The sequence below is a fragment of the Kribbella sp. NPDC006257 genome, from assembly GCF_040613535.1.
In the GTDB taxonomy this organism is placed as follows: Bacteria; Actinomycetota; Actinomycetes; order Propionibacteriales; family Kribbellaceae; genus Kribbella.
Genome location: NZ_JBEXSJ010000060.1, coordinates 13,697 through 35,141 on the forward strand (window position 1 = coordinate 13,697; position 21,445 = coordinate 35,141).

A 21,445-nucleotide genomic window follows, 5' to 3' on the forward strand; every position below is an offset into this window, starting at 1 on the left:
GACTGGTCTCCTAGGGTTTGGAGCGGGTCCGGCGGCGGCTGATCGGTGCGCTCGCCGGGCTGGCCAGGCCGAGCTGGCCGAGGAACTGTTCGAGGGCAAAGGCTGCCATGCCGAGCGCGACCGGGTTGCCGGGGACGCGGGACGACTCGACGGTGAGATGCGGGAGCGAGCCCGGCAGGACGTGCTGCGGCAGTTCCGCGCGGACGGCCGGGACGAACCATTCGGCCAGCGCCGTCGAGGTCCAGCCGGTGAGGGTGATGTACGGGATGTCGAGCACGTTGACGAGATCGCCGAGCGCGGCCGCCAGGTAGTGCGACGTACGGGCCGCGAGCTCGGCCAGGGCCGGGTCACCGGCGGCCAGGCCCTTGGCCACCGCCTCGACGAATCCGCGCTGGAGCGGCTGCTGGAGGGCGGGATGGTCCGGATCGATCTCCGCGAGCGAGGCCTCCAGACCCTGGACACCCAGGTAGGCCTCGACGCAGCCGCGCCGGCCGCAGCGGCACTGCCGGCCGTCGAGTTGCAGCAGGGTGTGGCCCCACTCGCCGGCGTTGTTGTTGGCGCCGCGGATCAGGGCCCCGTCGATGGCGATCCCGGCCCCGACGCCGGTGCCGAGGTTGACCACCACCATGCTTTCGGAGACCCGGCCGACCCCGAACCACATCTCCGACAGGGTGACCGCCTTGAGCGGGTTGTCGACGTACACCGGGACCCGCAGGCGTTCGGCCAGCAGCGCCTCGATCCGGACGTCGTGCCAGTCCCAGTTCGGCGCGAAGATCGAGACGCCGGCGTCCGGGCTGACCTGCCCCGGCATACTGATCCCGCTGCCGAGGATCCGGTCGAGTCCGCCGCCGCTGTCCGCGACGGCCGCCTCGACCGCGCGGACGATGCCGTCGACGACGTACACCTGGCTGTTCTCGTGCTCGTCCAGCGCCACCTCACCCTGGCCGACCGGGGTCAGCGCGATGTCGAAGACGGTGGCCGCCACGTAGGTCTCGGCGACGTCCACCCCGACGATCCGGCCGCGGTCCGGATCGATCGCCAGCCGCTCGTACGGCCGCCCGACCGTCCGGCGTTCCATCGTGGCGATCCGCAGCACGCCCTCGGCCAGGAACTCCGTGACCAGGGTGGCCACGGTCGCCGTACTGAGTCCGGTGTGCCGGGCGATCTCCTGCCGGGTCGAGGGGCCTAGCTCGAACAACGCGTGCAGTACCTCGAACCGGCTCTCGTTGCGAAGATCACGTGACGTCTGCCGCGGCACCATTTCCCCCTCGGGTGCTGGATGGTCCTAGGCTCAGCCTACGAAGCTCCGGCCGGGCCGCACCGGCGACGCCCCGCACCAGCAACGTCAGCCCGGACCATCCGGCAGGCACCCAGAGGACATCCGGGTCGCCGCCCGAGAACCTCGCCCGGTCACCGGCCCAGATCCGGCCGAGACACTCCCCGGCCGCCCACCCGGTGACCCGGAGCTGCGAGCCGTCCAGCCGGACCAGGCAGTCCTCGTCGCCGGCCGGCAGGTCGACGTCGAGCCAGACCTCCTCACCTGGTTCGAGGGTCAGCGGAAGGTCGATCTCGGTGGTGGAATCCGCGCGACTCGCATGGGCCGTCAGCAGTTCGTCGTCCTGGACCGTGCAGGCCCAATCGGTCACGGGCCGCAGGGTGAGCAGCTCTGCGTGCAGCCCGCCGCCGCTCGGATGGTGGGGGAGCGTGACCGACACCTGGCTGGTCCCGGCGGGCAGCATGACCCACGAGTTCTCCTGATGGACAGTGACCGGTTCACCGCTGCCCACGGTCACCGCGATCGGCTGCTCGACACCGAGCAGGCGAAGCGCCGACGTGCCGGCCGGCTCGAGCCGGCGCGTATAGGTGATCGGTACGCCGACGCGGGTGCTGCTCCATCCACCGAGCGACCGCAGCGGTGCCGGCTGCCCGGCCCAGTGGCCCTCGACCAGCCAGGAGGCGTTGAGACTCTGTACCTTCTCGACCGCCCAGAGCGTCCCGAGACCACGCAATGAACCAAGCCGAAGAGAAGGCAGCCGGGAGTCGTCGAAGTTGGCATGTCCCCACGTCTCGACGGTCGCGTGGATGACCGTGGGGCCTTGCACCGCATGCACATCGATGCGACGGGTCGCGCCGAAACCGGCGATCGTCGGCAACACTTCGTCCGCGATCGACAGATCCACCAGGTCGCAGGCGCCAACCAGCAGCAGCTCGTCGATGCCGGTCAGATCGGCCGTCGCCGAGTAGGTTCCACGGCCCCGATAGACACCCAGCGATTCCAGCGACGGTGGCCCTTCGTGGCTGCCGGCATCCTTCGCCGGCGCCGCACCGGCCCGCCGCCGGACAGCCCGTACGTCGGTTGCCGGGGCCGGCGCGGTTGCTTTCACGGCGTCGGCCAACTCGACGCTGCCGTCCCGGAGTACGAAGCGCGCGGCATCCGTGGGAGTCAGTACGACGAGCGTCAACCCGTCGACCACCCTGTACTCCGCCAGGCCTGTCGTAGCCGGAATCTCTACCTGCGTCGCTCCGATGACGACCGTGACCGGGACAGCGCTGGAGAACACCAGCATCGAGTCGGTCGCCGCGACCAGATCTGCCGAGGCGAGCGTCAAGGTCCTTTCCTGCCAGGGAAAATCGACCAGCATCAACGGACAGGAGTCGGCCGCGACGGCGACCGAGACTCCGCCCACCACCGCACGACCGGACCCGGTGCCGAGATTCGGTACGGCGATCAGCTGGCCACCGCCGGACAGATTCAGCGCCGACAAGGACGAGCTGGTCGGGAAGTCGGCCGTCACCTCCACTTGCGGCACGGTCGTGGTGGCCAGAGCCAACCGTGATCCCAGAGCGTCCACAACGCGAGCCAGCACCTGCGCTTCGGCGTACTCCGGACGTTCCTGTCCGGTCGGCGAGACGTAGCCGCCGAAGTCGTAGTCGTGACTCATGAAGTTGCCGGGGTCGCCCCAGTTCCCGCTGGACGGGGTGTAGCCGAAGTTCCATCCCGACGATTGGAGGTAGGGCGCTATCAACGATGCCCCACTCGCCAGCAGACGTCGCAGCGTCCGGTGCCGCCGGTTGGTCTCGGTGACCAGCAACGGGAGATCGCGTTCGGCGAGCAGCCCGGCGTACCGGCGTACCTCCTGCTCGATGTGCGGCGAATCGTCGTCGGGGTAGAAGTTGCATGCGGCAACGACTCCGGAGGTGTCGCCGGTGGCACCGGCGACGTCACCCTGCCCCGCGCAGGCGATCAGCGGCACGGTGATGCCGTGGCCGATCGCCTGGTCGCGGAGCGCGGTGAGATAGCCCGGGCGATCCTCGCAGTCGAAGAAGTCCAGTTCGTTCTCCAGCTGGACCATGATGACCGGACCGGCCGGATACTGCCGCTCGGCCAGGATCGGGAGCGCCTGGTCGAACCAGGCCGCCACCTGGGCGAGGTAGCGCGGCTCGTTCTGGCGGACCCGTAGTTGGGGATCGAGGCCGAGCCAGGCGGGGAGCGCACCGCCGTCCCACTCCGAGCAGATGTACGGCCCGGGCCGGGCGATCACCGACAGACCTTCTTCGTGCGCGAGGTCCAGGAACGCCGCGACGTCCCGGCGCCCATCGAACGACCACCTGCCGGGGGAGAGTTCGTGAAAGTTCCACGGCAGGTAGACGTCGACGCAGGTGTAGCCCGATCTACGGATCTGTTGGAGCCGTGATCGCCATTGTTCCCGGGGGAGACGGAAGTAGAACAGGGACGCGCAGAGCAGCAGCTTCGGTCGGCCTCCGATCCGAAGGCCCTGCGCGTCCAGCTCGACAGCGGTGCTGACGATGGTCACTTCACCCCCGCGCTGCCGCCGCTGATGTCCATCTCGTAGAGATAGCGCTGACCGAGGTAGTACACCAGGATCATCGGCAGCGTGAGCAGGATCGAGCCGACCATCACCAGGTTCCACGGTGGCGCCTGGAGCGCCTGCGACGTACTGGTGATGTACTGCACGCCCAGCGCCAGCGGCATCTTGGACTCGTCGTTCAGATAGATCAGCGGGCCCATGAAGTCACCCCAGGTCGCGGTCAGCGTGAAGATGCCGATCGCGATCAGGATCGGGGTGAGCATCGGCAGCATGATGCGGCGGTAGATGCCGAAGAAGCCGAGGCCGTCCACCATCGCCGCCTCGTCGATCTCGCTCGGCAGCCGGGAGACGAACTGCCGGACCAGGAAGACGTTGAAGGCGTTGGAGAAGAAGTTCGGCACGATCAGCGGCAGGTAGGTGTTCACCCAGCCGAGCTCCTTGAACAAGATGAACTGCGGGATCATCGTGATCTGGGACGGGATCATCATCGTCGCGATGACGATGATGAACAGCACGTTCTTGCCGGGTGCGCGCAGCCGGGCGAACGCGTAGCCGACCAGCCCGCTGGACAGCACCTGGCCGGCCACCGCGCCGGCCGAGATGATCACCGAGTTCAGCAGGAACCGCTGCATCGGCAGTTCGGTGCTGAACACCCGGGTGAAGTTCTCCCAGTGGAACTCGCGCGGGATGATCGTGAAGGTGTTCGCGTTGACGGTCTGGTCACTGGACAACGCGATCGACACGACGAACACCAACGGGACGCAGAGCACCGCCGAGACGATGATCAAGGTCGCGTAGCTGAACGGGGTGGACCGCTTGGCGCCGACCGTTCGCTCGGTACTGCGGATGCGCTGCCCAGCGGCAGCGGCGGTGGAGAGTGCGGTGGCCATCACTTCACCTCGGTCTCGTAGAACACCCAGCGCCGCGCGGTGCGGAAGGCGATCAGGGTGAACAGCAGGATCACCGCGAACAGCAGCCAGGAGATCGCCGACGCGTAGCCCATGTGGTAGAAGGAGAACGCCTGGTCGAACAGCAGCGGCACCATCGTCTGGCTGGCGTTGTCCGGGCCGCCCTTGGTCAGGATGTACACCTGGGAGAACACCTGGAACGCCCCGATCAGACCCATGATCAGGTTGAAGAAGATGATCGGGGTCAGCTGCGGGACGGTGATGCTCCAGAACTGCCGGACCGGCCCGGCGCCGTCCACCTCGGCCGCCTCGTACAGCTCGCGCGGGATGCCTTTCATTGCCGCGAGCAACAGAACGGTCGCGCCGCCGGCTCCCCAGACCGACAGCAGGATCAGCGCCGGTTTCACCCAGGCCGCCTCCAGCAACCAGGAGGGCCCGGGGATGCCGAAGATCCCGAGCACATCGTTCAACGGACCGGACGGCGCCAGCACCATCTTGAAGATCATCGCCGTGGCGACCAGCGGGACCAGGGTGGGCAGGTAGATCAGGGTCCGGAACAGCTTCCGGAACCGGATCCCCTTGTTCAGCAGGTTCGCCAGCCACAACCCGATCACCAGACCGAGCGGGACCGAGATCGCCGCGTAGTAGAAGGTGTTCGTCAACGCCTTCCAGAACACCGGATCGTCGGTGAGCAGCTGGACGTAGTTGTCCAGCCCGACCCAGTGCGGTGGGGTGAAGGAATCCCAGTCCGTCATCGAGATGTAGACCGAGGCGATCATCGGGCCGAGCAGGAAGACCACGAACCCGATGATCCACGGCGAGGCGAACAGGTAGAACCACAGCGCCTCCCGGCGCCGGAGCCTCGACATCGCCGCCTAGCCCGCGGGCTTGATGATGGATTCGAGCCGCTGCTGGATCGCGGTCAGCGAGGTCCGGGCGTCCTTCTTGCCCAGCCAGAAGTCGGCCAGCCCGTCGTCGAAGGCCTTCTGCATCTCGTTCCAGGCGGGGATGAACGGGGCGCGGTAGACGAACGAGCTCGACTCGGCGAAGACGTTCATGTTCACCGGCTTGGTCATCCAGGCCGGCTTCAGGAAGGCCTCGCTCTTCTGCACCTCGAGGCTGGCCGGCACGTCCTGGCCGGTGGCGATGATCCGCTGCTGGGCCTCGGTCGAGGTGAGGAAGTCGATGGCCTTGAAGGCGGCCTCGGGGTTCTTCGCGGTCCGGGAGATCGCCAGCCCGCTGCCGAACGCCGTGACGGCCTGGTTCTTGCCGCGCCACAGCGGGGCGATGTCCCACTCGATCTTGCTCTTCGCCAGGCCGCTGATTCCCCAGAACCCGGTGGTGTTGACCGCAACCTTCCCGTTCGCGAAGGCCGCGTCGCCGCCCATGTCGGCACCCATGTCGGCGTACTGCTTGGGAGTGGGTACGACGCCGTGCTTGAAGACCAGGTCACCGGTCCACTGCAGCGCCTCGATCACCTCGTCGGTGGCCACCGCGGGCTTACCGGCATCGTCGATGATCTTGCCGCCGTTCTGGTAGACGAAACTCCACCACTGGGCCCACCAGCCGCCACCGCCGTAGCCCCACTGCTTGCCGGGGATGCTGAGTTCCTTGAACGCCGCCAAGGTCTCGTCCCAGGTCCAGTCCGCCGTGGGTGCTTTGATGCCCTTGGCATCGAACAGGCCCTTGTTGTAGTACACGATCATCGCGCCGGACCGGTCCGGTACGGCGTACAGCTTGTCCTGGTAGGAGTAGATCTTGGCGATCGAGCCGAATCGCTTCTCCAGATCGGCACCGGCCTTCTTCGCCAGGTCGTCCAGCGGCAGCAACTGGTTCTTGCTCGAGTAGACGTTGACGTTCTCGGCCACCTGCATGATGTCCGGGCCCTTGCCGCCGGCAATCATCGTCTGGACCTTCTGGGCGTAGCCGTCGCCGGGGATCAGCTGCAGCTTCACCTTCAGCTCGGGGAACTTCTTGACCAGCAGGTCGATCCGCTGCTGGTACGTCGTCTTGTCGGTGTCGCCGCCCCACACCGTCATCACCAGGTCGGCGGCGGTGGAGCTGCCCGAAGTCTTGTCGCTGTCCGAACCGCAGGCGGTGAGTGTGATCACGCCTGCTGCGAGTCCGGCGCCGAGAAATCCTCGCCGGGTGAGTCCCGCGCTGTCGATCGCCATTGCGTTGTCCCTCCATGCCTCATGAACCACGCCTGAAGGCCGGTCCGGGACGGGCCGCGCTGGTTCGAGTGGGGGTTAAGTTAACCCTCAGAATAACTATCGGCAAGACCTCGGCGACTTTCTGCAGAGGCATTCGCTTGACTTCAATACTGAGTGCGCTCATTATTGAGTTAACTCAGCATGTCTGCTGGGGGCGGGTCATCGGCAGAGGAAATCGTCATGCGAGCGTTCGTCGTCAGTCAGTACAAGGGGCCGGTCCGCCCGGCGGAGGTCCCCGAGCCGGTGGTGGGGAACCATGACGTGCTCGTCCAGGTCCACGCCGCCGGCCTCAACCTGCTGGACGAGAAGATCCGGGCGGGCGAGTTCCGCCAGATCCTGCGGTACGAACTGCCGCAGATCCTCGGCAACGACGTCGCCGGAACCGTGATCGGTATCGGCGCGAAGGTGACGGGATTCAAGGTCGGCGACGAGGTGTACGCCCGGCCCGACAAGGACCGGATCGGAACTTTCGCGGAGCGCATCGCGGTCGCCGAGGCCGACCTGGCGCTCAAGCCGGCATCGATCAGCCTCGAGGAAGCGGCGTCGCTACCGCTGGTGGCCCTGACCGCCTGGCAGGCACTCGTCGAGCGGGGTGACCTGCGGCCGGGGCAGCGGGTCCTCATCCATGCCGGTGCAGGTGGGGTCGGGACGATCGCGATCCAGCTGGCCAAGCACCTCGGCGCGACGGTCGCCACCACGGTCAGCACCGGCAACGTCGATTTCGTGCGGGGGCTCGGTGCGGACGTCGTCATCGATTACCGCACCGAAGACTTCGAGCAACTCCTCGACGGGTACGACCTGGTGCTGGACAGCCGGGGCGGCAAGAACCTCGAGAAGTCGCTGCGCGTACTGCGTCCTGGCGGGAAGGTGATCGGGATCGCCGGGCCGCCCGACCCGGCCTTCGCCCGCGACCTCGGTCCGCTGCTACGGCTGGCGGCAACCGTCCTCAGTAGCCGCATCCGGCGCCAAGCCCGGCGGCTCGGCGTGACGTACGAGTTCCTCTTCATGCGCGCCAGCGGTAGCCAGCTTCGCGAGATCACTGCTCTCGTCGACAGTGGCGCGCTGCGCCCCGTGGTCGGACAGGTCTTCGACTTCGAGCAGACCGTGCAAGCGATGGAGTCCCTGGGGCAGGGCGGCATCCGTGGCAAGGCGGTCATCACCCATCAGAACCAACCAGGAAAGTAGAAGTCCATGAATCCCTCGCAGGACAACGTCATCACGGCGTACAAGGACGCGCCCACTCGCACCATCGAGGCCGGCGGTGTCAGCTACGCGTACCGCGAACTGGGACCCAAGGGCGGCGTACCCGTCGTCTTCTTCGTCCACCTCGCGGCGAACCTCGACAACTGGGATCCCCGGATCATCGACCCCATCGCCGCGGAGCATCACGTGATCACGTTCGACAACCGTGGCGTCGGCGCCTCCACCGGCAGCGTGCGCGACAGCGTCGAGGCGATGGCCGACGACGCGGTGACCTTCATCGAGGCGCTCGGCTTCGACCAGGTCGACATCTTCGCCTTCTCGCTCGGTGGGATGGTCGCCCAGGCGCTGGTGCTCAAGCACCCTGACCTGGTCCGCAAACTCGTCCTCACCGGCACCGGTCCCGCGGGTGGCAAGGACATGGACAAGGTCGTCGGTACGACGTACTACGACATCCTGCGGGCGACCCTGACCCGGTCGGACCCGAAGGAGTTCCTGTTCTTCAACCGCAACGCCACCGGCAAGCCGGCTGCTCGCGCGTTCGTCGACCGGTTGCGGGAGCGCACTGTCGACCGGGACACACCGGTCAAGGTCAAGACACTCCGGACCCAGCTGAACGCGATCAAGAACTGGGGACGGTCCGCGCCCGCCGATCTGTCCGGGATCACCCAGCCCACCTTGATCGCCAACGGCGACAACGACCGGATGGTGCCGTCGGTGCTGTCCGAAGACCTGCACCGACGGATCAAGGACTCGGAGCTGGTCATCTACCCCGACTCCGGTCACGGCGGCATCTTCCAGTTCCACGACAAGTTCGCGCCGGTCGCCGTCGCCTTCCTGGGCCGCTGAACCGACGGACCAGCCGGGCCGCCGTGGAAGAATGAGCGGCGGTGCAGCCGAGCCCCGCAGTACCACCCAGAGCAGCGAAGGACCGCACGGATGCCACTGTCCTCCCAGCCGGTCGGCCGGCGTGAACGGAACAAGCAGGAGAAGCTGGACCGGATCACCGCCGCCGCCCGGGAGCTCTTCGCCGAGCGCGGCGTAGACGAGGTGACCACCCAGGAGATCGCGGACAAGGCCGACATAGGCGCGGGCACGTTGTTCCTGTACGCCAAGACCAAGGGCGAGCTCCTCCTGCTCGTGCAGAACTCCAGCTATGCCGAGGCACTCGAAGAAGGCGCATCGGCGGCTGCGCGGATCACCGACGTGCTCGATGCGGTCGTGGCGATCATCCGGCCGGTCGTCGAGTGCAACCGCAAGCAGGTCGACAACGGGCGGACCTACCTGCGGGAGATGGTCTTCGGCGATCCCGAGGAGCCTCATCACGGCGAGGCGCTCGCCCTGACCGTACGGACCGAGGCGGCGATCGCCGAGGTGCTGCAGCGCGACGGGCGGTTCGGCGCCGGCGAGGCCGCGGCGCTCGCGCACATCGTCTCCGCGATCATGTTCGTCAGCATGGCGGTGACGATCAACCTCACCAAGCCCGTCGATGCCGTCGTCCAGGAGATCGAGGACCAGGTCCGGGTGCTGCTCAGGACACTAGTGTCCGGCTAGCCATCGGAGCTCTGCGGTGATGCTCGCACGGAATGCGCGTTCACGCTAACAATTCGGCGTCGGAGGCTGTTGACGTGCAGAAAGTTAGCGCTAACATTCAGCGCACCAAGCGGTGACGAGGACAGGAAGTGCTGGCATGAAGAGATTGATGGCCGTTGCGACGGGGCTGGTGCTCGTTGGAGGCCTGGTGGGCTGCGGCTCGGACAAGCCCGAGTCGAAGGCGGCGAGTGGGGACAGCATCACGATGGGCTTCGCCCAGGTGGGTGCCGAGAGCGGCTGGCGGACCGCGAACACGAAGTCGGTCCAGGAGGCGGCCAAGACCGCGGGGATCGACCTGAAGTTCTCCGACGCGCAGCAGAAGCAGGAGAACCAGATCAAGTCGATCCGGTCCTTCATCCAGCAGAAGGTGGACGTGATCGCCTTCAGCCCGGTGGTCGAGACCGGCTGGGACACCGTGCTGCTGGAGGCCAAGCGGGCCAACATCCCGGTCATCCTGACCGACCGCGCGGTCGACTCCAAGGACACCTCGCTCTACAAGAGCTTCCTCGGCTCCGACTTCGTTGTCGAGGGCAAGAAGGCCGGCGAATGGCTGGTCAAGGAGGGCGACGCCGCGGATGTGAACAAGGACGGCGCCATCAAGGTCGTCGAGCTGCAGGGCACCACCGGCGCCGCGCCGGCGATCGATCGCAAGGAGGGCTTCGAAGAGGTCACCAAGGCGGACCCGAAGATCGCCATCGCCGCCTCGCAGACCGGTGACTTCACCCGTGACGGCGGCAAGAAGGTGATGGAGTCCTTCCTGAAGTCGCAGAAGAACATCGACGTCGTGTTCGCCCACAACGACGACATGGGGCTGGGCGCGATCGAGGCGATCGAGGCCGCCGGTCTCAAGCCCGGCAAGGACATCCAGATCATCACCATCGACGCCGTGAAGGACGGGATGACCGCACTGGCCGACGGCAAGATCAACTACATCGTCGAGTGCAACCCGCTGCTCGGCCCCCAACTGATGGAGCTGGCGAAGAAGGTCGTGGCCGGCGAGTCGGTGGAGGCCCGGGTGCTGACCAAGGAGACGGTCTTCGACCAGGCGGCGGCCAAGGCGGCGCTGCCCACCCGGCAGTACTGATCCCGCGATGACCCAGGCGACCACTCCCGTCCCCTCGACCGCGCTCGCCCCGCCGGTGGTCGAGATGCGCGGAATCAGCATCGGTTTTCCCGGTGTGAAAGCGCTCCAGGACGTCGACTTCCGCTTGCTGCCGGGTGAGATCCACGCCCTGATGGGCGAGAACGGCGCAGGTAAGTCGACGCTCATCAAGGCGCTGACCGGTGTTTACCAGATCGACGAGGGCACGGTGGTGGTGGCCGGGGCCGAGCATTACTTCGGCTCACCGGCCGACTCGCAGGCCGCCGGGATCAGCACGGTGTACCAGGAAGTCAACCTGTGCACGAACCTGACCGTCGCGGAGAACATGCTGCTCGGCCGGGAACCGCGGCGGTTCGGCCGGATCGACGGCAAGGCGATGCGGGCCCGGGCCCGGTCGATCCTGGAGCGGCTCGGCCTGGCGATCGATCCGGGATCGGCACTGGGCGACCACCCGATCGCGATCCAGCAACTGGTCGCGATCGGGCGGGCGCTCGATCTGGACGCCCGGGTGCTGATCCTCGACGAGCCCACCTCCAGCCTCGACGCGGACGAGGTGGCGAAGCTGTTCGCGGTGATGGGCGACCTGCGCGACCAGGGCGTGGCGATCCTGTTCGTCTCGCACTTCCTGGACCAGGTGTTCGAGGTCTCCGACCGGATGACCGTTCTGCGCAACGGGAAGCTCGTCGGGGAGTACCGGACCGGCAGCGTCACCCAGTTCGAGCTGGTCGAAGCGATGATCGGCCGCGAACTGGAGACGCTGGAGAAGCTCGAGCAGCACGCGCCGGCCGAGATTCCGGAGCGCCGGGTACCGCTGGTGAAGGTACTGGGCCTGGGTCGCCGAGGCAGTCTTCAAGCCGTCGACCTCGAGATCTACGACGGACAGGTGATCGGCATCGCCGGTCTGCTCGGGTCGGGACGCACCGAACTCGCCCGGCTGCTGTTCGGAGCCGACACCGCGGACACCGGCTCGATCGACGTCCGCGGTACCCGGCGGAAGTTCCGTACGCCGCGGCACGCCATCGCTTCCAAGATCGCGTTCTCCAGTGAGAACCGTCGCGCCGAGGGCGTGGTCGAGGACCTGACCGTCGCGGACAACCTGCTGCTCACTTTGCAGGCCGCCCGGGGCTGGCTCCGGCCGGTCCCGGTCCGGACCCGCGAACGGCTGGTGGCGGAGTACATCCAGGCCCTGGACATCCGGCCGCCCGACCCCAATGCGCTGATGCGCAACCTGTCGGGTGGCAACCAGCAGAAGGTCCTGCTGGCGCGCTGGCTGATCACCGAGCCGGAGTTGTTGATCCTGGACGAGCCCACCCGCGGGATCGACATCGGCGCCAAGACACAGATCCAGCAACTCGTCGCGAAGCTGGCCACCGACGGACTCTCCGTCGTCTTCATCTCCGCCGAGCTCGAGGAGGTGCTGCGGCTCAGCCATCGGGTGCTGGTGATGCGGGACCGGGCCAAGATCGCGGACCGGCCCAACGACGACTCGGTCACCGTGGCCGGGATCCTCGAGCTGATCGCTGCCGGCGGTACCGCGACAGCCGAAGGGAACTCCGATGCGTGACCTCGTCCGCCGGCCACTGTTCTGGCCGACGCTCGCCCTCGTACTGCTGGTGGTCCTGAACACCGTGGTGACACCGTCGTTCCTGTCGGTGCGGATCCAGGACGGTCATCTGTACGGCAGCCTGATCGACATCCTCCGCAACGGCGCGCCGGTGCTGCTGGTGGCGCTCGGGATGACGCTGGTGATCGCGACCCGGGGGATCGATCTGTCCGTCGGTGCGGTGGCCGCGATCGCGGGCGCCGTCACCTGCAGCTATCTCGCGGGCTCGCCGCAGCAGGCGGCGACCTCCACCCTGATCACCGGGGTCGCGATCGCCATCGGCGTCTGTGTGCTGCTCGGTCTGTGGAACGGGTTCCTGGTCTCGGTGATCGGGATCCAGCCGATCATCGCCACCCTGGTGCTGATGACGGCCGGCCGCGGGCTGGCCATGCTGATCACCGACGGCCAGATCACCACCGTGGTGAGCCCTGGGTTCAAGGTGATCGGTGCGGGCTTCGTCGCGACCCTGCCGGTGGCGATCCTGATCGCTCTCGCGGTCTTCGCGCTGGCCGCCGTACTGGCCCGGCGGACCGCGCTGGGGCTGCTGATCGAGTCGGTCGGCATCAACCCGGAGGCGAGCCGGCTGGCCGGCATCCGGGCCCGGACGATCACCTGGACCGTCTATGTCTTCAGCGCGTTCTGTGCCGGCGTCGCCGGGCTGATGATCGCGTCGAACACGAGTGCGGCGGATGCGAACAGCGCCGGGCTGTGGATCGAACTGGACGCGATCCTGGCCGTGGTGATCGGTGGCACCTCGCTGGCGGGCGGCAAGTTCTCGCTCACCGGGACGCTGATCGGCGCGATGTTCATCCAGACCCTGGCCACCACGATCCCGACCATCGGGATCCCGGCCGAGGCCAACTATCTCTTCAAGGCGGTTGTCGTGATCGTGGTCTGTCTCCTGCAGTCACCGAAGGCGCGGGCCGCGCTGCGCAGCCGCCGGCCACGCCGGACCGCCCCCGTCGTACGGACGGATGCGGCGTGAGCGCCGCGACCACGGTGCCCGCACTCGCGGCGCGGATCCGCGGGTACAGCCCGCCGCGCCGCTATCTGCCGGTCGCGGCCACCGTCGCCTTGCTGATCGGGATCTTCGGCGCCGGATCGTTGCGCTACGAAGGTTTCGCCGATCCCCAGGTGATCCTGAACCTGTTCGTCGACAACGCCTTCCTGCTGGTGCTGGGCGTCGGGATGACGTTCGTGATCATTGCCGGCGGCATCGACCTGAGTGTCGGGTCGGTGGTTGCCCTGTCCACCATGATCGCGGCGTCGACGCTGGAGGCGGGCTGGCCGGTGGCGGCCTCGGTGGTCGCCGTCCTGGTGTCCGGGACCCTGCTCGGGACGTTGATGGGCCTGGTCATCCACTATTTCGATGTGCAGCCGTTCATCGCGACACTGGCGGGGATGTTCCTGGCCCGTGGGCTCTGCTATCTGATCAGCGTCGAGTCGATTCCGATCCGCGACCCCGGTCTGACCAGGTTCGCGCAGGGATCGGTGCCGTTGCCGGGTGGCTACCACGTCACTCCGAGCGTCCTGGTCGCGCTGGTGATCTTCGCGATCGGTGCCTGGGTGCTGCACCTGACCCGCTTCGGTCGCACGGTGTACGCCGTCGGCGGCAGTGAGAGTTCGGCGCACCTGATGGGGTTGCGGGTCGCACTGGTCAAGGTCGGCGTGTACACGATCAGCGGCCTGTGCTCGGCGCTGGCCGGGCTGCTCTTCGCCGCCTACACGCTGTCCGGGTACAGCCTGCACGCCGTCGGGATGGAGCTCGACGCGATCGCCGCGGTCGTGATCGGCGGAACGTTGCTGACCGGCGGCCGCGGCCTGGTGCTGGGGACGATGTTCGGCGTCCTGCTGCTCGGCACCATCCAGACCTTCATCTCGTTCGACGGCACGCTGAGTTCGTGGTGGACGAAGATCTCCATCGGCGCCCTGCTGCTGATCTTCGTGGTGGTCCAGCGGCTGCTGACCAGACGGCAGAGCTGACGGCGATCAGCCGCCGGAGCTCTGCCGCACGATCAGGCTGGCCGGGATCTGCTCGCTGCTCGGCTGCCGGCCGTTCATCTGCTCGGACAGCAGGTCGAAGGTCCGGCGGCCGAGCTCGTCGAAGTCCTGACGCACGGTGGTCAGCGGCGGGTTGAAGAACTCGGCCTCCGGGATGTCGTCGAACCCGACGACCCGGACATCGCCGGGCACCGAGATACCGGCCTCGGCGAACGCCCGCAGCAAACCGAGAGCCATCTGGTCGTTGGCCACGAACACCGCTCCCAGGCCGGCTTCCTTGGCCAGTGACTTACCGGCTTCGTACCCCGAACGCGGGCTCCAGTCGCCCCGGGTCAGCCGCGGCCGGCGTACGCCGTGGGCCTTGAGCGTCTCCCGCCAGCCACGCTCACGTTCGGCTGCCTCGAGCCAGTCGGCCGGTCCGCTGACATGCCAGACCGTCTTGTGGCCGAGCGACAGCAGGTGCTCGGTGGCGAGGCGGGCGCCGTCGTACTGGTCGACCGAGACGGTCGGCACCGGGGGAGTCGCGCCGCCGACAGCGACGAGTGGTACGCCGTTCGGTGCGAACGCCAGCGCCTCGGCGGTCGTGACGTGGGGTGCGATCACCACGATGCCTTCGACCGCCTGGCGCTGCAGGGATTCGACCGCTTCGGCGATGAGCTGCCCGCCCGGCCGGCCGACACTCGCCACCGTGATGGCGAAACCCGCATCCCGCGCCGCGCGCTCGATGCCGTAGAGCGTGCTGGCCGGTCCGTAGAGGGTGGAATCCAGGGTCACCACGCCGAGCGTGCCGGTGCGTCCGGTGACCAGGGCCCTGGCCGCGGTGTTCGGCCGGTACCCGAGGCTTTCGATCGCTGCCAGCACCCGGTCGCGGGTGGCCGGCCGGACGAGCTCGCTGTCGTTGATCACCCGCGAGACCGTCATGTGGGACACACCCGCGAGCACAGCTACATCAGCAAGACTCGGATGCCGCCGGGGAGACGAATCCACCGACTCCTGTCCGGCCCCGGAACCCTTTGCCACGTTCACCTCTCCGATCGTCTCAACGATCGAATTGTGCCATCTCACTGGCTGTCGGTGGGTCTCCCGCGCAGTCGGAGCACCCGGGCAGATGGTTCGGAGGTCGAGGTGGACACGACCAGGGTCTGATCGGTGCTGGTGTAGGTCCAGTCGCCGGCTTCGGCCGGGAAGAAGTCCTCCACGGTGACTCCGGCGAGCGGAAGTTCGATCCGGCCGGCCGTCGAGGCACGGTGCCACAAGGTCAGGTACGACGAGGTGGCACCCGCCAGGCCGAAGGCGACCCATTCGTCGGTCCACCCGGGGAGACCCAGCGGCCAGAACGGCGTCAGTTCCTCGATCTCGGTCAGCACCTCCCGGTGGGCCGCGACCGCGGCCCGGACCAGGTCGAGCTCGTCCGGCGTCATCCGGTTGAGGTAGCCGGACAGGTACATCCGGCCGAGGATCCCGTTCACCAGACTGACAGTGAATCTCTCCGTCGACGTACCGGTCTCCGGGTAGGCCCAGTGGCCGGCTTGCTCGGGGAGAACCGAAGCAGCCGCGGCCGCCGCGATCGGGGCGTAGAGCAACGGATCCTGCTGGTCCGAGGTCGACTGCAGGTGCAGCCTGGACAGCAGCGCGTAATCCATCCGAAGCGCGCCCGAACCACAGTTCTCCAGGAGCAGGTCGGGGTGCCGCGCCTGGACGCCGTCGAGCCATTCGAGGTGCGCGCGGTTGTGCTCCAGCAGGCCCTGTCCTGGCGACTTCCCGCCGAGGTCGGAGCCCGGGCCGGTCATCGTGTTGTAGTCCAGCTTGAAGAAGCCGATCCCGTACTCCGCGACGAGCCGGTCGACGGTGCTGTCGAGATGCTCGCGGGCCGCCTCATGGCGCAGGTCGAGCAGATACCGGCCGCTTTCGGCGTACCGGATGCCGCGGCGGCTGATGAAGGCCTCGTCGGGCAGCTCCTTGGCCAGCGGGGAGTCGACGCCGATCACTTCGGGTTCGAGCCACAGGCCGGGCACCATGCCGCGGTGGTGGATCCGGTCGATCACCTCGCCGAGACCGTTCGGGAACCGGCTCGTCGACGGTTCCCAGGCCCCGACGGTGCTCCACCAGTCACCTTCGGCGTACCAGCCGGCGTCGATGCAGAAGTAGTCCGCGCCGGCCTCGGCGGCGGCGTCGATCAGCGGCAACAGTTTGGCCGTGGTCGGGTCGCCCATCAACGTGTTCATGTAGTCGTTGAACACGATCGGCAGCCGGTCGTCGACCGGTCGACGCAGACGAAGAGCGCGCCGTTGACGGGTCAGGGCCACGAACGCGTCGTCCTGTCCGCTTCCGGCGACGAGCGAGACAGGCACAGTGCTGAACGACTCGTCGGCGCTGATCGATGCGGTCCATTGATGCTCAGCGTCGGTAGGTCCGCTGAGCAGCAGGTAGCCACCCTGCCGGGTCTCGCCGACCTCGTAGTGCCAGGGACCGTTGTGCTCGATCTGCCAGCCGAGCGCATACGGCTCGTCGTGTGCCACCAGCACACCGGTCGGCAGCCGCTCACCGGTCGACCACGAGCCGTTGCAGGTGACGGCCCGACGGGTGCGCGGCGGCGGACGGTGCAGGTCGGTCCGGATGTCAGGCAAGCCGGTACTACGCAGCGCCGAGCGACTCCAGCGGCTCTCCGCCATCCAGTCGTTGTCTCCGGCCACAAGGTCGAAGTCGACCGAGCCGAGCCCGATCACCGCTGAGGACAGGAAGTCGAGTTCGAGCTGGCCGGGGCCGATGAGTCGCGCTTCGGTCCAGGTCTGGACACCAGCCAGTGCCCGGAAATGGCTGGTGACCTGGAGGCCGGTGATCTCGTCCTGCTGGATGATCCGGAGGGTGTCCGCGGTCTCTTCGTGTCCCTGGTACCGCAGCCGCTTGCCGATGACCGTCTCGACATGCCGGAAGGCGCTCGGCGCCCGCCCGTGGCCGAGCGCCGAGACCTCCACCAGGGGCTGATCGGTCGTCCCGGAGCCGTCGGCCCGCTGGTCCCGCGTCCGGATCGACTCGAGCCGGACCGGGCCGTCGTCGAAGCAGAAGGTCAGGGTCAGGTCGGCGGACTGCCAGACAAACGTCATCAAGCTCCGTTCAAGGGTGCGGTCGGTGCGAAGGTGAGAGTCTCCAGGCTGATGCCGGCGGTGGAGAAGATGGCGTAGAGGGTGCCGGTCGGCCGGCTGCTGGTCACCTCGAAGGAAACGTCGGTCCAGGTCTGCGGTACTACGTCGCAGCGGCCGAGCAGCTCGCCGCGGAGCGGGTCGTCCAGCCGCAGCTCGAGGGTACCGGTTGCCTCGCCTTCGTTGGAAACCCTTGCAGTGCAGAGGAAACCGCCCGCGGGCAGCTCGATGTCGTCGAAGCCGAGCCAGCCACCCGGGTCGACCGATCGGGCCGCGTCGCCGTGATCGACGGCGACCGCGGTCAGCGTCATCGCGCAGTACTGGTCGAAGTTGACCGCTGCCAGCGGCCTGGAGGTGAGCTGCCGGAGCGGGATCCGTTCGCCGATGACGTCAACGGTGCCGGTCAGCCGGGTATCGGTGCACGAGCGGCCGATCAGGATGCTGTGCCGGGCAGTCTCCAGACATGGACGGTCCCTCGTGACGTCGTAGAAGGCCAGGTCGGCCGCGTTCACCGTCAGCTCCACCCGCCGGCTCTCGCCGGACGCCAGCGTCAGGTGCTGGAAGTCGCGCAGTTGCCGAAGCGGCTGCTTGACCCGCGACCGCTGCTGGTGCGTGTAGAGCTGAACGACCTCGTGCCCGGACCGGTTGCCCGTGTTGGTGACAGTGCAGCTGACCCGTACTTCGCCGTCCGCGGTCAGCGTCGGCGCGCTCATGGTCAGCTCGGAGTAGGTGAAGTTCGTGTAGCTGAGACCGTGGCCGAAGGGGTAGAGCGGCGTACCGCGGTAGTAGAGGTAGGTCGCGTCGGTGGCGATGATGTCGTAGTCGAGCAGGTCCGGCAGATCGGCCGCCGAGCGGTACCAGGTCTGCGGCAGCCGGCCACCGGGGTCGCAGTCACCGAAGAGAACCTCGGCGAGCGCGCGGCCGTACTCCTGACCGCCGTGCGCCGACCAGAGCAGCGCCGGCAGGTTCTGCTCCGGCCAGCAGACCGAGAACGGGTAGCTGCTGCTCATCACGAGCACGGTCCGGGAGTTGGCCGTATGGACCGCGCGGACCAGACGCTCCTGCGCCGCCGGTAGGTCGAGCTCCGCTCGGTCCTCGGTCTCGCGGCCGTTCACCAGCGGATGGTTGCCGACAACAACGATCGCGGTACCGGCCCGGGCGGCCAGTTCGGCGGCAGCGGCCGCGCCGTCGACGACCACCTCGAGCTCGAACGCGGTCGCCTGCTCGCGCTCGGCAAGCTGCACGGCTCCGTCGTCCACCTGCAGGAAGCGACCGCTGTTCAGGTGCTTGATCAGGAGTGTCGCCTCGGGAGTCTGGATCAGCTCGAAGGTCTGCTTGACCTCCCAGCCGTTCGGTCCCGGCTGATCGGCGACCAGTCCGCCGTCGTCCATCGCCGTCAGGTGCCGGCCGTTGCGGACCGAGCGCAGCGCCCAGGCCCCGCCACCCCAGTCGAACAGGTCGAACAGGCCGTCGTCGGCCGTGCCCGCTGCCGAGGCCTGCAGCCGACCGTCAGCGCCGACGGTCAACTGCAGACCGGTCTCGGTGATCCGCAGTGCGACCCGGTCGACGCCCTCGCAGTACTCCACCCGTGCGCTGCCCAGCCGCTCGACGATGCCGTCCAGCGCGGTGATCCGGTAGGGCAGCGTTCCGGCGTACCAGTCCTCGTAGAGGGTGTCGGCCAACGGGCCGATCACGGCCGTGAGGCTGTTCGTGCCGGCGTCCAGCGGGAGTACCTGACACTCGTTCTTGAGCAGTACGACGGACTGCCGGGCGGCGTCGCGCGCGAGCTCGCGGTGCGCGGGGGAGTTCACCAGGTCCGGATCCAGGTCGCGGTACGGCTGGAGCTCGGCCGGGTCGAACTCGCCCAGCCGGCAGCGGATCGCCAGGGCGTGCCGGGCGGCGGTGTCGATGTCCGACTCCGAGAGCAGACCGTCCCGGAGAGCATCCGTGAGGTGCTGGATCGATGGTCCGGCGTCCGTGTCGTCCTGCGTGAAGCTGTCGACACCGGCCAGCAGCGCAGCGGCGTACGCCGATGGGCCGTCCGGCAGATAGTGCTGGAGTTCGTAGAGGTTCGCCGGTGCGCCGGCGTCACTGACCACGAGCAGGTCGTCGGTGGTCCAGCTCCGCACCACCTCGTTGATGAGGGGGCTCAGGTGGGCCGGCCGGCCGTTGACCAGGTTGTACGACGGCATCATCGAGACCGCGGCGCCTGCCTGCACCGGTGCCCGGAAGGCCGGCAGCTCGTAGTCGTGCAGGACCCGCGGCGGCAGGTTGCTGGAGGTCTCGCAGCGCGAGGTTTCGTTGTTGTAGGCAAAGAAGTGCTTGATGGCCGGTGCCGTCTTCAGGTGGCCCGGGCGGTCGCCGATCAGCCCGCGACCGTAGGCGGTCGCGATCAGCCCGGTCAGCCAGGGGTCCTCGGAGAAGCCTTCCTCGTTGCGTCCCCAGCGCGGATCGCGCAACGGGTTCACGACCGGTGCCCAGACGTTCAGCCCGACGCCGGCCGGGTCCTTCTGGTGGAACACCCGCACCTCGTCGGCCACCGCCGCGCCGACCGCCTGGACGAGATCGGGGTTCCAGGTCGTGGCGAGCCCGATCGCTTGCGGGAAGACGGTCGCCGGGCCGAGCCAGGCCACCCCGTGCAGCGCCTCGGTGCCGGTCCGGAAGGAGTCCAGCCCGAGTCGCGGTACCGCTGCCTGGTGCTGGTGCAGCAGGCCCAGCTTCTCCGGCAGCGTGAGCCGGCCGAGCAGGTCGCCGATCCGTTCGTCGACGGGGCGGGCCGGGTCTCGGAACGGGGGACTGGCGGGAGTGTTCATCGGATCGGACTCCGCTGGCTCGACGGTGAAATTCGAAGCGCTTCGATCAACGATCGCAAGACCTCGACAGACAATCGAAGCGCTTCGACAACTGGGGCGAAAAAATCCGTCGCGGCTCATGACGACCGTGTTACGACGGAGTGACTCAGAGGTTCGCATCCTCTGAGCCACTGGTCAAGACCTGAAATGGCTACCGGGCGGCAGGCAACCGGCCGGAATCGAGCTGGTCGAGCGAACGGGCCACTGCCCCGATCGAGGTCGCGTCGTGGCCGAAGGTGGAGGCGAGCACGGTGCAGCCGCCTGCCCCGGGAGCCAACGCCCGGTCCCGGAGTTCCTTCTCGACGGCCGGGATCAGCCACTGCGCCAGGTGCGAGTACGAGCCGCCGAGCAGGACGGTGCCGGGGTTCAGCACGTTCGCGAGGATGGAGACGCCTTGGCCGAGCAGGCCGCCGATCTCGGACAGCAGCCCGATCACCTCGGGATCGTTGTCCGCCGCCCGGCGGACCACCTGTTCCAGCTGGAGTTTGGGGTCGTCCTCGATCGCGATCGCCGGGCTGATCCGGGCCAGCAGGGCGGGAATCCCGGCCACCGCCTCCAGGCACCCCCGCCGGCCGCAGCCGCAGGGTGGACCGTCGGGGACGATCTGGAGATGGCCGATCTCGCCGACGTAGCCCAGATTGCCGCGCAGCGGCCGGCCGTCGCAGATCACCCCGGCGCCGATCCCGGTCTCACCGGTCAGGTGGATCAGGTTCGGGTCGCCGGCGTGCGGGCCGTAGCGGTGCTCGGCGAGGGCACCGAGATTCGCGTCGTTCTCGACCGTCACCGGGATGTCCGGCCGGCCGAGTGAGGCGCTCAGGTCGGCGCGCAGCCGGACGTCGCGCCAGCCCAGCCCCGCGGCGAGCACGACCGACCCCTCGGTGTTCACCAGACCCGGTACGCCGACGGTCAGGCCGAGCACCTGCCGGCCGGACGCCTGGACCGTCGAGATCGCCCGCCGGGCCAGCGTGGTCAGCGCGGCGACCGTCTTGGCCGGACCGGCGTC

General features: G+C 68.0%; 16 protein-coding genes. 7 read left to right on the forward strand and 9 right to left on the reverse strand.

Going from position 1 to position 21,445, the window contains the following annotated elements:
- Window positions 1-10: 10 nt before the first annotated feature.
- From ABZ004_RS39330 to ABZ004_RS39350, 5 genes are read right to left on the reverse strand one after another with little or no spacing between them, the layout of a single operon-like run.
- Window positions 11-1,261 (reverse strand): ROK family transcriptional regulator, encoded by a 1,251-nt coding sequence (locus ABZ004_RS39330; protein WP_355687229.1) that lies wholly within the window; start codon window positions 1,259-1,261, stop codon window positions 11-13.
- A complete protein-coding gene (locus ABZ004_RS39335) occupies window positions 1,236-3,815 on the reverse strand; it encodes a beta-galactosidase (protein ID WP_355687231.1) in 2,580 nt (859 codons plus the stop codon). Before ABZ004_RS39335 ends, ABZ004_RS39330 begins: the two co-directional genes overlap by 26 nt.
- Window positions 3,812-4,720, reverse strand: a complete 909-nt coding sequence (locus ABZ004_RS39340; RefSeq protein ID WP_355687233.1) for a carbohydrate ABC transporter permease — start codon at window positions 4,718-4,720, stop codon at window positions 3,812-3,814. Before ABZ004_RS39340 ends, ABZ004_RS39335 begins: the two co-directional genes overlap by 4 nt.
- Window positions 4,720-5,607 carry a sugar ABC transporter permease gene (locus tag ABZ004_RS39345; RefSeq protein ID WP_355687234.1) on the reverse strand — a complete coding sequence of 296 codons (888 nt, stop codon included), beginning with the start codon at window positions 5,605-5,607 and terminating at the stop codon, window positions 4,720-4,722. The genes ABZ004_RS39340 and ABZ004_RS39345 overlap by 1 nt, the downstream gene beginning before the upstream one ends.
- Window positions 5,608-5,613: 6 nt before the next feature.
- Window positions 5,614-6,912, reverse strand: coding sequence for a sugar ABC transporter substrate-binding protein (locus ABZ004_RS39350; RefSeq protein ID WP_355687236.1), 1,299 nt, complete (start codon window positions 6,910-6,912; stop codon window positions 5,614-5,616).
- Window positions 6,913-7,131: 219 nt separating this feature from the next.
- Here ABZ004_RS39350 and ABZ004_RS39355 point away from each other — a divergent pair, with 219 nt between their 5' ends.
- The 7 genes from ABZ004_RS39355 (at window position 7,132) to yjfF (ending at window position 14,432) form a co-directional block, all read left to right on the forward strand.
- Window positions 7,132-8,136 carry an NADP-dependent oxidoreductase gene (locus tag ABZ004_RS39355; protein ID WP_355687238.1) on the forward strand — a complete coding sequence of 335 codons (1,005 nt, stop codon included), beginning with the start codon at window positions 7,132-7,134 and terminating at the stop codon, window positions 8,134-8,136.
- A 6-nt stretch (window positions 8,137-8,142) separates the two neighbouring features.
- Window positions 8,143-9,000, forward strand: a complete 858-nt coding sequence (locus ABZ004_RS39360) for an alpha/beta hydrolase (protein WP_355687239.1) — start codon at window positions 8,143-8,145, stop codon at window positions 8,998-9,000.
- 90 nt (window positions 9,001-9,090) lie between these two features.
- On the forward strand, window positions 9,091-9,705 hold the full coding sequence (locus ABZ004_RS39365) for a helix-turn-helix domain-containing protein (protein WP_355687241.1): 615 nt from the start codon (window positions 9,091-9,093) through the stop codon (window positions 9,703-9,705).
- A 136-nt stretch (window positions 9,706-9,841) separates the two neighbouring features.
- Entirely contained in the window at window positions 9,842-10,828 is a 987-nt protein-coding gene (locus ABZ004_RS39370; RefSeq protein ID WP_355687243.1) for an ABC transporter substrate-binding protein, read from the forward strand.
- 7 nt (window positions 10,829-10,835) lie between these two features.
- Window positions 10,836-12,410, forward strand: a complete 1,575-nt coding sequence (locus ABZ004_RS39375) for a sugar ABC transporter ATP-binding protein (RefSeq protein ID WP_355687245.1) — start codon at window positions 10,836-10,838, stop codon at window positions 12,408-12,410.
- The gene (locus ABZ004_RS39380) at window positions 12,403-13,434 is read left to right on the forward strand and encodes an ABC transporter permease (protein ID WP_355687247.1); all 1,032 of its coding nucleotides are present in this window, start codon (window positions 12,403-12,405) and stop codon (window positions 13,432-13,434) included. The genes ABZ004_RS39375 and ABZ004_RS39380 overlap by 8 nt, the downstream gene beginning before the upstream one ends.
- Window positions 13,431-14,432, forward strand: coding sequence for a galactofuranose ABC transporter, permease protein YjfF (gene yjfF, locus ABZ004_RS39385; RefSeq protein WP_355687248.1), 1,002 nt, complete (start codon window positions 13,431-13,433; stop codon window positions 14,430-14,432). Before ABZ004_RS39380 ends, yjfF begins: the two co-directional genes overlap by 4 nt.
- A 6-nt stretch (window positions 14,433-14,438) precedes the next feature.
- On the opposite strand, the gene ABZ004_RS39390 is transcribed toward yjfF, so the two are convergent.
- The 4 genes from ABZ004_RS39390 to ABZ004_RS39405 form a co-directional block, all read right to left on the reverse strand.
- Window positions 14,439-15,371, reverse strand: a complete 933-nt coding sequence (locus ABZ004_RS39390) for a LacI family DNA-binding transcriptional regulator (protein WP_355687249.1) — start codon at window positions 15,369-15,371, stop codon at window positions 14,439-14,441.
- Between the two features lie 140 nt (window positions 15,372-15,511).
- The gene (locus tag ABZ004_RS39395) at window positions 15,512-17,554 is read right to left on the reverse strand and encodes a glycoside hydrolase family 36 protein (RefSeq protein WP_355687251.1); all 2,043 of its coding nucleotides are present in this window, start codon (window positions 17,552-17,554) and stop codon (window positions 15,512-15,514) included.
- The gene (locus ABZ004_RS39400) at window positions 17,554-20,403 is read right to left on the reverse strand and encodes a glycoside hydrolase family 3 C-terminal domain-containing protein (RefSeq protein ID WP_355687253.1); all 2,850 of its coding nucleotides are present in this window, start codon (window positions 20,401-20,403) and stop codon (window positions 17,554-17,556) included. Before ABZ004_RS39400 ends, ABZ004_RS39395 begins: the two co-directional genes overlap by 1 nt.
- Window positions 20,404-20,593: 190 nt before the next feature.
- Window positions 20,594-21,445 (reverse strand): ROK family protein (locus ABZ004_RS39405; protein WP_355687255.1); only part of this gene is annotated, 852 nt, incomplete at its 5' end.

What these genes read in the sequence shown, in the direction of transcription:
- ABZ004_RS39330 (WP_355687229.1), bottom strand. Translation starts at nt 1,261, where the DNA reads ATGGTGCCGCGGCAGACGTCACGTGATCTTCGCAACGAGAGCCGGTTC.
- ABZ004_RS39340 (WP_355687233.1), bottom strand. Translation starts at nt 4,720, where the DNA reads ATGGCCACCGCACTCTCCACCGCCGCTGCCGCTGGGCAGCGCATCCGC.
- ABZ004_RS39345 (WP_355687234.1), bottom strand. Translation starts at nt 5,607, where the DNA reads ATGTCGAGGCTCCGGCGCCGGGAGGCGCTGTGGTTCTACCTGTTCGCC.
- ABZ004_RS39350 (WP_355687236.1), bottom strand. Translation starts at nt 6,912, where the DNA reads ATGGCGATCGACAGCGCGGGACTCACCCGGCGAGGATTTCTCGGCGCC.
- ABZ004_RS39355 (WP_355687238.1), top strand. Translation starts at nt 7,132, where the DNA reads ATGCGAGCGTTCGTCGTCAGTCAGTACAAGGGGCCGGTCCGCCCGGCG.
- ABZ004_RS39360 (WP_355687239.1), top strand. Translation starts at nt 8,143, where the DNA reads ATGAATCCCTCGCAGGACAACGTCATCACGGCGTACAAGGACGCGCCC.
- ABZ004_RS39365 (WP_355687241.1), top strand. Translation starts at nt 9,091, where the DNA reads ATGCCACTGTCCTCCCAGCCGGTCGGCCGGCGTGAACGGAACAAGCAG.
- ABZ004_RS39370 (WP_355687243.1), top strand. Translation starts at nt 9,842, where the DNA reads ATGAAGAGATTGATGGCCGTTGCGACGGGGCTGGTGCTCGTTGGAGGC.
- ABZ004_RS39375 (WP_355687245.1), top strand. Translation starts at nt 10,836, where the DNA reads ATGACCCAGGCGACCACTCCCGTCCCCTCGACCGCGCTCGCCCCGCCG.
- ABZ004_RS39380 (WP_355687247.1), top strand. Translation starts at nt 12,403, where the DNA reads ATGCGTGACCTCGTCCGCCGGCCACTGTTCTGGCCGACGCTCGCCCTC.
- ABZ004_RS39390 (WP_355687249.1), bottom strand. Translation starts at nt 15,371, where the DNA reads ATGACGGTCTCGCGGGTGATCAACGACAGCGAGCTCGTCCGGCCGGCC.
- ABZ004_RS39395 (WP_355687251.1), bottom strand. Translation starts at nt 17,554, where the DNA reads ATGACGTTTGTCTGGCAGTCCGCCGACCTGACCCTGACCTTCTGCTTC.
- ABZ004_RS39400 (WP_355687253.1), bottom strand. Translation starts at nt 20,403, where the DNA reads ATGAACACTCCCGCCAGTCCCCCGTTCCGAGACCCGGCCCGCCCCGTC.